This window comes from Adhaeribacter sp., from assembly GCF_057359045.1.
The window spans coordinates 251,562-262,546 of record NZ_JBMQUD010000124.1; the positions used below are offsets into that span (position 1 = coordinate 251,562).

Sequence of the window (10,985 nt, forward strand, 5' to 3'; positions counted from 1 at the left end):
GAATTAATAACCACCAAAATTTAAACCAGTTTTATACGCTTTAAATATTTGTTTTCCGGAGAATAATGCTGGTGGTTTGCGCCATAAGAGCATCGCTCGCTATCTGGAAAAAACAACTACAACCAACCCATGAAAATAGTATTAGGTAAATTAACAGGCAGTAAATACTTGGCGGTAATTATATTCTTTTTTGCCGGCTATCAAACGGTAACTGCTCAGAAGTTTGTGCTCCCGGTATTGCCCGACACCCAGATAGAAGTAAGAGCCAGGCCCGATATGCTGCATAGCCAGCTAAACTGGCTGGTACAAAAAAAAGACTCGTTAAAAATACCCATAGTGCTGCACGTGGGCGATATTGTAGACTACGATAATATTTCGCATTGGGAAACCGCCAGTAAAGCTTTTAAAATATTAGATAGTGCGCGGGTGGGTTATGCCCTAACCTTGGGTAACCACGATACCGAAGCCGTAGGCGAAAATAGTGGCAGCGCGGCACCAGGCAATGTAAATCAGAATTTAAGAAAAACGGCCAAGTTTAATTCTTACTTTCCGGTCAGTAGGTTTACCATGCAAAAAGGCCGCTACGAAGAAAACAAAAGCGACAATGCGTATTATACCTTTAAGGCCGGTAAATTAAAGTGGCTGGTATTAACCCTTGAGTTTTGTGCCCGGCAAGGCCCCGTTGATTGGGCAAATAAAATTATCTCCGAAAACCCCAAGCACAACGTAATTATCTTAACGCATTTTCATCTTACCTCCAAAGGCGAAATTAACCAGACCAATGCTGGTTACGGCGATTTAACCAACCAGGCTATTTTCGACCGGATGATTAAAAAGCACGCCAATGTACGGATGGTTTTAAGCGGCCACGTGGTAACCTCTGCCCACCGCGTAGACAAAGGCGAGCACGGCAACGATATTTACCAGATTCTTCAGAATTACCAATCACTGGATTCGGGTGGGGGGTACATCCGGTTGTTAGAAATAGACCCGAAAGCCAAAACCATTTCGGCTAAAATGTATTCGCCTTTTTACAAAAACGAAAAAGAAGATGCCTCTAAATTTACGCTTACCGATGTTAAGTTTTTAGGCAAGCGTAAGTGAAAAATATCGGTAAAATTTCTCTTGTAAAAACACCGGGAAATGCATTTTAGCCAAAAGGTTGTGATAAGGCTGAATGCTAAATCTAACAGAAAAGAAACGGTAAATCTTGGTAGTTTTAATTTTTAGCTGCTACTTATCCTACGTAATTATTGCCGGGTTATTTTTACTTGAAATTAACTTACCCTGTGCGTTACTTATTATTAATAGTATGTTGCACCCTGGTTTTTTTTTCGGTATCGGCCCAGAAAGCAAAAGATGCCGGAAGTTTACGCGTAATGTCTTACAACATCCGGTACCTGAACAAAATAGACAGCATTAATATTTGGGATAACCGCAAAGATAAAGTGGCGGCTTTAATAAATACCACCAGGCCGATTTGATTGGCGTACAGGAAGCCGAAGGCACCTCTAGTGGTTTTGGGGTAAAGAACCCGGTCAGAGGCAAAATAGATTATATTTTTGTTAGTAAACCCGTGCGGGTGCTGCAACACGCAATTTTAACTGACCAGCAAGAAGGTCGTTATTTTTCGGATCCTCTGGCGGTAATGGCCGAAGTAATTATTAATAAATAATACCAATGGTACATCCGTTCTGCGCTGGAGTAGAATAAGTACCCGGTGGTAAGTGTAGTTAAGCCTCGCTCATGGTTTATTTCCTGACTTCTGACCGCTACTAAATAAATTTGCTTAATATTTGCACTAACAGCCAGAGGTTGGTAGAAACTCTCACCAGCGGGCCGCTGGCGAGAGCATTGAGATATGCGCACTACCGATTTAAGATGGATATAAGTTAATGGTATAAATTCAATTGTCCGGCTATTATTATTTATCCCAATTATCGGTCCGGAAGCTGGAAGCGGGCAAGCCGGCTTTGTTAAATAAATTAGGTTCGGCGGTATTGCTCCAGGCAAATCTTACGGCAACCGGGTTCTTTACCGATTGGGCTTGTACCACCACTGTATTACCCGAAATTTTGGCCGTGGCCGGCACAAACTTCTGGTCGGCGCCCGCAATTTCGAAAAGCGTTAATTCTTTGCCTTTGGCTACCAGGCCCGGTTCGGTATAATCAAAAGATAACCTGATTTTATTGCCTTCGGTTTTCATGCTTTTGTAAAGCGGACCCGAAAAAATAATATCTTTTTTGCCGTAGGTGTGGTTAAGGGCCCAATTAGCCAGACGTTGCCCTACCGGTATTTTATTACGCGGATGAATATCTTTAATGTTGCCAATGTCGGAAATAACCACCATGCCGGTATTGGGTACTGCCAAACTTTGCCGCTGGGCCTCCCGTAATAACACGCCGTTGGTGTTTTCGCCGTAATTGTACGGAGCAATTTGCACGTAATAAAAAGGCAGATCCTGGTTCCACTCGCTGCGCCAATTCTGGATAAGGGCCGGTAAAAGTTGCGCATAGTTCTGCGGATTGCTTACATTAGACTCTCCCTGGTACCAAATTGTGCCCGCCAACCGGTAAGGAATTAAAGGCGCAATCATGGCATTATACACTTTGCCGGGTTTAGAAGGCCCGTACGGTTCATCTTTTAATTTAGCGGCGGCCTCGGCCAGAACCTGGTTTTCTGAAATGGTTTTAGAATTAACCCAAACTTCGGCGGGCGTACCGCCCCAACTGCTATTAATCAGGCCAACCGGTACTTTTATATTTTCATGTAATTTCTGGCCAAAAAAGTAACCCACGGCACTAAAGTCAGATACGCTTTGGGGCGTACATACCACCCACTCCCCAACCACATCAATTTGCGGGGCATCGGCAGATCTAAGGGGTACTTTAAAAAAACGGATAGAGGGGTAGTTGGCTTTTTGTATTTCGGCTGCGCCATTTTCAATACCGCCATTGGTAGTCCAGGCCATGTTCGATTGGCCTGAGCAAAGCCATACTTCGCCTAGCAAAACATCTTCAATCTGGATGCTATTGTGCCCTTTTACGCTTAAGGTATAGGTGTTACCGGCAGCGGCAGATGTTTTTAGCTTTGCCTGCCACTGGGCCAGGTTATTGGCTTTAACTTTTACCGGCTGATTGTCCCAGCTACCGGTTAAAGTAATTTCTTCGCCGGGTTTACCCCATCCCCAAATCGTTACTTCGGCATTTTGCTGCAGTACCATGTGGTCGGAGAAAATGGCCGGCAGCGAGACAGCACGCGCCGGCGCCGACATACCCCCAATAATTACTGCCAGCAACAGGAAAAATAAAATGCGTTTGGTATAAAGCATAACTATTATATAGTAATTAGTATGTAGTGTAATCGCGAGTAAACTTAAGGTTAATTATGCCTAAAATAAAGTCTGCACCAGGTATAATCAAAACCTCGTTTTACGCTTAGCTTCAGGTAATTATAAAAAGGCAGCATTTATTGCCTAGCATTCCTGATTGGGTTGATTATATTATCAAGAAGAATAGTTTTTAAAATACAAGTTATCCTTACTTGGTCTGTAATAAGAGCCAGAGTTTGCAATTATATAGTATTTAATCGCGGCCGGCAAGTCGTTAATGTTTTTAGGCGTACCGGTAATCTCTTATTAGATTATAAAGCGGATTCTTATTGTTGTTTCGAACAAAAATATAGTGCCATGAGCGGTGTTATTACCGCCACTTCTAAAGCTTCTTTCAGAATACCTGTGGGTGCCTCCGCCGCTTAGGTTGGGCTAGGCACTCAATTCATAGAAAGCAAAACAGTTTTCAGTTTAAGTCGAGACTTGTTGCAAACAGAATAAAGATAAAATCTAACCGCTTGTTACCGGCAGAATAAGGAAGTGAAGTAGTGTTTTACTTTGGCCGGATAGCGTTAAAGTTGGTTTAGAAATAAATATTTTCACCTTTATCACGGCGGTTCCTAACGTGTGTTTTCAGCTCCTTTTATAGCCAATAAATCCCTTTTGATAGTTATAACCACTCTTTGTCATTCAAAAAAAAATCCTATAAAGCTAATTGTAATAGGTATGGGTAAATATTAAAAATCAATAAAACAGTTATTTTTCAATAGATTGTAGTGTTTGTTTAACAGTTAACTTATTTTGATATAAAATTTTTAATTCTATTCTTGAAAGAGTAGATGCTTTCTAAATTTTGAAACAATCCCTTGATTGTCAGTTTAAACTTATTAAATTGGGTATAAATATTAAATGTATAAACAACTATTATAAAAGTTGTTTATACATTTATGGTGCTCTGTTTTAGCTGTTTATATTAGTGTTAAATAGAGTGTTAAACTAATCCTTTTATACCTAAATTTTTTCTACCAAACCCAAACAATTATGAAACATCCTTTACTTAAAGGGTTGAGGTTTATTCTAATACTTCAACTTTTATTTTTGTCCGCCCTTGGTGTACAGGCGCAAGGTATTACCGTAAAAGGTAAGGTTTCGGCCGATAACGGCGATGGCTTACCTGGTGTTACGGTATTGGTTAAAGGTACAACCAATGGTACAGCTACTGATGTAAATGGTGCCTTTACGCTCAATGTTGCCAATGCTAACAGTACATTAGTAGTATCTTTTATTGGCTACCAAACCCAGGAAGTACCCGTTAACAACCGGACGACCGTTAATATTACCTTAGCGCCGGATGCCAAATCGCTGGATGAGGTAGTGGTGGTAGGTTACGGAACGCAGAAGAAAGAAACCGTAACTGGTTCGGTTGCCGCTGTAAAAGGGGCCGAACTGGTAAAATCGCCCACCGTAAATCTTTCTAACTCCCTGGCTGGTCGTTTACCCGGGGTAGTTGCTGTAAACCGTAGCGGTGAGCCGGGTTACGATGGTTCGGCCATCCGGATCAGGGGCTCCAATACCCTGAACAACAACAGTGCTCTGGTAGTTATTGACGGAATACCAGGCCGGGAAGGAGGCCTGGACCGCATTAATCCCAAAGATATTGAAAGCGTTTCGGTGCTAAAGGATGCGGCCGCTGCTATTTATGGTTCACGGGCAGCCAACGGTGTTATCCTGATTACCACCAAACGGGGCAAAACCGGTAAACCGCAACTTTCTTATGATTTTAACCAAGGTTATTCGCAGCCAACCGTAATTCCGGATCTGACTGATGCGGCAGAATATACCAGCATGCTGAATGATTTGAATGTTTATGAATTACCCGTATCTGAATGGGCTGCTGCTACTGAAGCCTATAAAACCACCGGTTCTTATACCCGGCCAAATGGCACGGTACGTAATGCCCCATATACCCCCAAAGATTTGGAACTTTACCGTAACGGCACGGACCCTTGGCTGCACCCCAATACTGATTGGTACAAAGCCACTTTAAAAACGTGGTCGCCGCAAACGCGGCACAACCTGCAGGTAACCGGTGGTAGCGATAACCTGAAGTACCTGGCTTCTATGGGTTACCAGAACCAGGATGGTTACTATAAAAACTCCGCTACCGGCTATAAGCAGTACGATATTCGGGTAAACCTGGATGCTACTATTAATAAATACATTAAGGCTACCATTGGTTTATTAGGTCGCGAAGAATTGCGTATGTTCCCGACGCGGCCAGCCAGCGCCATATTCCGGATGCAAATGCGGGGCAAACCGCAGGAACAGGCCTATTGGCCAAATGGTATGCCCGGCCCGGATATTGAAAACGGCGAAAATCCGGTGGTTATCACCACTGATTTAAGTGGTTATCAGCGCGATAGACGCGATTTCTTCCAAACCAACGGCGCCTTAGATATTCTAATTCCAGGGGTAGAAGGCCTTAAATTTACCGGAACAGCCGCGATTGATAAGCGTATCGATAACGGAAAGACTTGGCAAATTCCCTGGACCTTGTACCAGCGCGGCACCGGCGTTGATGCGGACGGCAATCCTAATCTGGTTGCCACCAAACGTGGCCCTTCTGAGCCTCGCCTAGACCAAAGCACCTTTAATCAGTTAAACATATTACTGGGCGGTGTTTTAAACTATGAGCGTAAGTTTGGCGACCATGGTTTAACGATACTGGCTGGTACCAACCGCGAGACTATTGACAGAGAAAGCTTTAATGCTTTCCGGCGGTATTTTATTTCGCCAGCTATCGACCAAATGTTTGCCGGCGGCGATTTAGAAAAAAATAATGGTGGCAGTGCTGAAGAGCGCGCTCGGATAAACTACTTTGGCCGGGTTGCCTATAACTTTAAAGAAAAATATTTAGCTGAATTTTTATGGCGCTACGATGGTTCCGATATTTTTCCGCAAGACACCCGTTACGGCTTTTTCCCAGGCGTGATGGCCGGTTGGGTAATTTCAGAGGAAAACTTCTTTAAAAATAGTGTTCCTGCCGTTAATTACCTCAAACTAAGGGGTTCATGGGGGCAGTTAGGTAACGACGACGTTGGCCGGTATGCTTACTTATCTACTTTTGGCTTCCGGACTTATATCCTGAACAATGTTGAAACCAAGACAATATTTGAATCCCGCATCCCGAACAATACCATTACCTGGGAAGTAGCCAATAACTCTAACATCGGCTTGGAAGGCCAATTATTTGATGGTCGTTTTAATTTTGAGTTTGATGCTTTTTACAATAAGCGGACGAATATCCTGGCTGCCCGATCGGCTTCTTTCCCCCAGAGTACTGGTATTACTGCGCCACTAACCAATTTCGGAGAAGTATCTAATAAAGGTTTTGAGTACAATATTGGTTACCAGAACCAGATAGGTGAATTTAAATATAATGTAAGTGTTAATGGTGGTTACGCCAAAAACAAAATTATATTCCGCGATGAGGCACCGGGTGCTCCCGAATGGCAACGTGCTACCGGCATGCCCATGTTTACCTTCCTGACTTATCAGTACGACGGCGTATTTAAAGATCAGGCCGAAATTGATGCCAACAAAATCGACTACAAAGCACTGGTTAACCAGCTTCGTCCCGGCGATATGAAGTTTGTGGACTACAACAAAGATGGCAAAATTACGCCGGAAGATCAGGTTCGTACCGATGTTACCAACATTCCGCCATTTCAAGGCGGTGTAGTTTTAGGAGGTTCCTTCAAAAACTTCGACTTGTCTGTCTTGTTCCAGGGTGCTGCCGGTGCAAAACAATATATTTATACCGGTGAGATGGGCAATATTGGTAACTATCTGCAATACATCCACGACAACCGTTGGACAGTCGAAAACCCGAGCAGTGTACACCCGCGCATTACTAACCGTGGCGACCAGTATTACTCCTTTAATAACACGTATTGGCTGCGCGATACCGATTATATCCGGCTAAAAAACTTAGAATTAGGATATACTCTGCCAGCAGCTTTATCGGGCAAAGCCGGTATAAACAATCTCCGGGTTTATGTAAACGGACTTAATATTTTCACCTGGGATAAATTAAAGGTATACGACCCAGAAACCGACAATACCAACGGACAATATTATCCTCAGTCCCGCATATTAAGCGGCGGTGTATCGGTTACATTTTAAAATTTAATCAGATTAGAAATAATGAATAAGATAAAAAATATTTGTTTTGCAGCCCTTATTGGCTCCTTGCTGGTTACGGGTTGTAACGATGATTTTGTTAATACCCAGCCTTTAGACCAGGTGTCTGAAACGGCAGTTTGGGCAGATGCCGGCTTAACCGAAGCATTTGTATCTGAAATATACGCAGGTGTTGGTAACGGCGGCTTTGACGAAGAAATGCTGGCATCTTTCACGGATGAAACCATATTTACCCACCCCGGCCGGGATATAACTACCATTACTGAATCCCGTTCGAATCCAGCTGCTCCCGGCCGGACCAACACGCCTATCCAGTACGCAAACTTGTACCTCCGGATTCGGGCGGCTAACCTGGCCTTAGAGAACTTGCAAAATCCTAAGTTTAATGATCCGGGCCTGGTTGATCGCTTAAAAGGCGAAGCTTTATTTTTACGGGCTTACTATCATCACCAATTGGTGCGCTACTACGGTGGAACTGTTATTGTGGATCGGGTTTATAAATTAGGGGAAGCTGATTACATGGCCCAGCGTAATACCATGGAAGAGTGTATTAATTTTATTGCAAAAGATGCTGATGATGCTGCCGCTTTACTGAACGGTAAAAACATGGTGGCGGGTAGGGCCTCCAAAGCGGCAGCCCTGGCGCTTAAATCCCGTATATTGCTATATGCGGCCAGTGATTTGTACGATGCTAATACGGCTAAAGCTAAATCCAGCGTAATGGCGGCATACGCTAACCCCGAATTAGTAGCCATTGTAGGCGGCAGCCGTACCGAGCGCTGGCAAAAAGCTAAAGATGCGGCCAAAGCCGTATTAGATTTACCCGGCTATGGTTACCAGCTAGACTTAACCGCTCCGGCAACCAAAGAACAAGGCACCACTAATTATATGAATGTGGCCTTGGCTAGAAATGGTGGCGAAAAAGAACTGCTGTTTGCCCGTTATTTTATTAACTCTAAGCAAGAAAATGGCGGTCGGCAAGGGTTATACAACGGACCAAATGGCTATAACAACTGGGCCGGTAATACACCTATCCAGCATTTAATTGATGATTACGAAATGATGGACGGAACGGATTTTAGCTGGAGCAATCCGGCGCATGCTGCCGCACCATATGTTAACCGCGACCCACGCTTTTATTCAACCTTTCTGGTAGATGGTTCGCCGTGGAAAGTACGGCCTTCCAATGCCGCCAAAGCCTTAGACCCACTTAATCAAATCCAAACCGGTAGCTATGAAGTAATTCGAGATGGAAATAAAGCTATTCATTTTGGTTTGGATACCCGCAAGAGTTCTATTGAAGACTGGAACGGTAGCTACACCGGTTATTACATGCGCAAGTTTACCGACCCGAACCCTGCCATTGTGGATCAGAATACCTGGCAGCAAGTGCCCTGGCCATTTTTCCGGTACACCGAAGCCTTGCTAAATTATGTGGAAGCCTGTATTGAATTAGGTCAGGAGGCTGAAGCTAAAACCTGGTTAAACAAAGTGCGTTTCCGGGCTGGTATGCCAGCTATTACATCAACGGGCAATGCCCTCCGGCAAGATTACCGCAACGAACGCCGGGTAGAAATGGTCTTTGAAGAGCAGCGTTACCATGATGCCCGCCGTTGGATGATTGCTCCGACTACTTTAGGCCGGAAAGCAAACGGGATTAATATTTTTGGTGCTTTAAAACCGGGCAAAACCGTTTCTACCTATAGATACGATCCGGAAAGCTATAATTATACTTATTCGGTATTCGAAATTGACCCCGGTAAAGAGAACCGTTCGTGGAATGATAAAATGTATTGGTTACCTATCCACCGCGACGAAATGAACCGGAATACCAAATTGATTCAGAACCCCGGATATTAATATTCATTTTTATGATTATCTTTAAAATCTATGCCGGTACCGCCGGCATAGATTTTTCTTTTGCGCTCATACCTAATCCACCAGAAAATTGCCTAGATTAAATTTAAAATATTGCCTGTGGGTTAAATTGCTGCTATGGCTTTGGGGCTGTAGCACCCAACCCACCGAACAGGCTGGTAATAAATCAGCTGCCGCTGTGGCTAATCCGCTCTTTGTATCGTTGCCGCCCGAGAAAACCGGGGTCCAGTTTAGCAATCTCCTTACCGAAGGATTAAACACCAATGTGCTGGTATACGAATATTTTTACAACGGCGGCGGGGTAGCAATAGGCGATGTAAACAACGATGGGTTAGAAGACATTTACTTTACCGGCAACATGACCCCTAACCGGCTTTACCTAAATAAAGGCAATATGCAGTTTACCGATGTTACCGTAACGGCCGGGGTGGCTGGTCGGGAAGGTCCCTGGAAAACCGGGGTAACCATGGCCGATGTAAACGGCGACAACCGGTTAGATATCCTGGTTCTGTATTCCGGAAAATTACCCCCAGCCAAAAGAACGCCCCAATTATTTATAAACCAGGGTAACGACGAAAACGGCATGCCGCGTTTTACCGACGAGACAACATCATACGGGCTGACCCAGGCTTTTTACAGCACCAGCGCCAGCTTTTTTGATTATGACCGCGACGGTGACCTGGATTTATTCTTTTTAAACCATAATCCCAATCCGGCCCCGGTGTTAGATGAGGTTACTACCGCCGAAATCTTGAAAACCCCCGATCCCCAAATGGGCGTTCGCCTGTTCCGGAATGATAAAAATAATTTTACCAATGTCACCGGAAAAGCGGGTTTACAAAGCTCGGCTCTGACCTACGGATTGGGCGTTGGCGTAAGCGACATTAACCAGGACGGCTGGCCGGATATTTATATTTCGAATGACTATACCATTCCGGATTACCTGTACATCAACAACCAAAACGGGACTTTTAGTAACCAATTACAGAAACGCATCGGGCAAACGTCGCAGTTTTCAATGGGTAATGATATTGCTGACCTGAACAACGATGCCTTACCCGATATCTATACCCTGGACATGTTGCCCGAAGATAACCGCCGTCAGAAATTATTGGTCTCGCCGGACAACTACGAAAAATTTGAGCTGAATGTAAAAACCGGTTTTCATTACCAGTACATGCGCAATATGTTGCAGGTAAACAATGGTAACGGCACTTTCAGCGAAGTAGGCCAACTGGCCGGCATCTCCAACACCGACTGGAGCTGGGCCCCTTTGCTGGCCGACTACGACAACGATGGTCTGAAAGATTTATTTGTAACCAACGGCGTGCTGCGCGATTTTACTAATCTGGATTTTGTAAAATATTCTACCAATTATGCCCAGCAAAAAGGGGGGAGGCTGCAGCGGGCCGATGTATTGGATTTGGTGCACCAGATTCCCTCGTCAAATGTGCGGAACTACATGTTTCAGAACCAGGGGGAGTTGCGGTTTGTTAACCAGGGCAGCAGGTGGGGCTTTACGGCTACTTTCAACAGCAACGGTGCCGCTTACGCCGACCTGGACAACGACGGC

At 44.4% G+C, this 10,985-nt stretch carries 7 protein-coding genes; 6 read left to right on the forward strand and 1 reads right to left on the reverse strand.

What is annotated here, in order from left to right:
• Positions 1-129: 129 nt before the first annotated feature.
• The 3 genes from ACO1R6_RS19900 to ACO1R6_RS19910 all read left to right on the forward strand — a co-directional run bounded on the left by ACO1R6_RS19900 (position 130) and on the right by ACO1R6_RS19910 (position 1,675).
• The gene (locus ACO1R6_RS19900; RefSeq protein ID WP_486266857.1) at positions 130-1,104 is read left to right on the forward strand and encodes a metallophosphoesterase; all 975 of its coding nucleotides are present in this window, start codon (positions 130-132) and stop codon (positions 1,102-1,104) included.
• Positions 1,105-1,289: 185 nt separating this feature from the next.
• Complete coding sequence (locus tag ACO1R6_RS19905; protein ID WP_486266858.1) at positions 1,290-1,484, forward strand: hypothetical protein; 195 nt, start codon at positions 1,290-1,292, stop codon at positions 1,482-1,484.
• Positions 1,481-1,675 (forward strand): hypothetical protein, encoded by a 195-nt coding sequence (locus tag ACO1R6_RS19910; protein ID WP_486266859.1) that lies wholly within the window; start codon positions 1,481-1,483, stop codon positions 1,673-1,675. Before ACO1R6_RS19905 ends, ACO1R6_RS19910 begins: the two co-directional genes overlap by 4 nt.
• Before the next feature lie 249 nt (positions 1,676-1,924).
• Here the strand turns inward: ACO1R6_RS19910 and ACO1R6_RS19915 are convergent, their stop codons facing one another.
• Complete coding sequence (locus ACO1R6_RS19915; RefSeq protein ID WP_486266860.1) at positions 1,925-3,331, reverse strand: sialate O-acetylesterase; 1,407 nt, start codon at positions 3,329-3,331, stop codon at positions 1,925-1,927.
• 1,041 nt (positions 3,332-4,372) lie between these two features.
• Between ACO1R6_RS19915 and ACO1R6_RS19920 the strand changes: the two genes are divergently transcribed.
• The 3 genes from ACO1R6_RS19920 to ACO1R6_RS19930 all read left to right on the forward strand — a co-directional run.
• Positions 4,373-7,516 (forward strand): SusC/RagA family TonB-linked outer membrane protein, encoded by a 3,144-nt coding sequence (locus ACO1R6_RS19920; RefSeq protein ID WP_486266861.1) that lies wholly within the window; start codon positions 4,373-4,375, stop codon positions 7,514-7,516.
• 21 nt (positions 7,517-7,537) lie between these two features.
• Positions 7,538-9,394 carry a RagB/SusD family nutrient uptake outer membrane protein gene (locus ACO1R6_RS19925; RefSeq protein WP_486266862.1) on the forward strand — a complete coding sequence of 619 codons (1,857 nt, stop codon included), beginning with the start codon at positions 7,538-7,540 and terminating at the stop codon, positions 9,392-9,394.
• Positions 9,395-9,482: 88 nt separating this feature from the next.
• On the forward strand, positions 9,483-10,985 hold a 1,503-nt coding region (locus ACO1R6_RS19930; protein ID WP_486266863.1), incomplete at its 3' end, for an FG-GAP repeat domain-containing protein.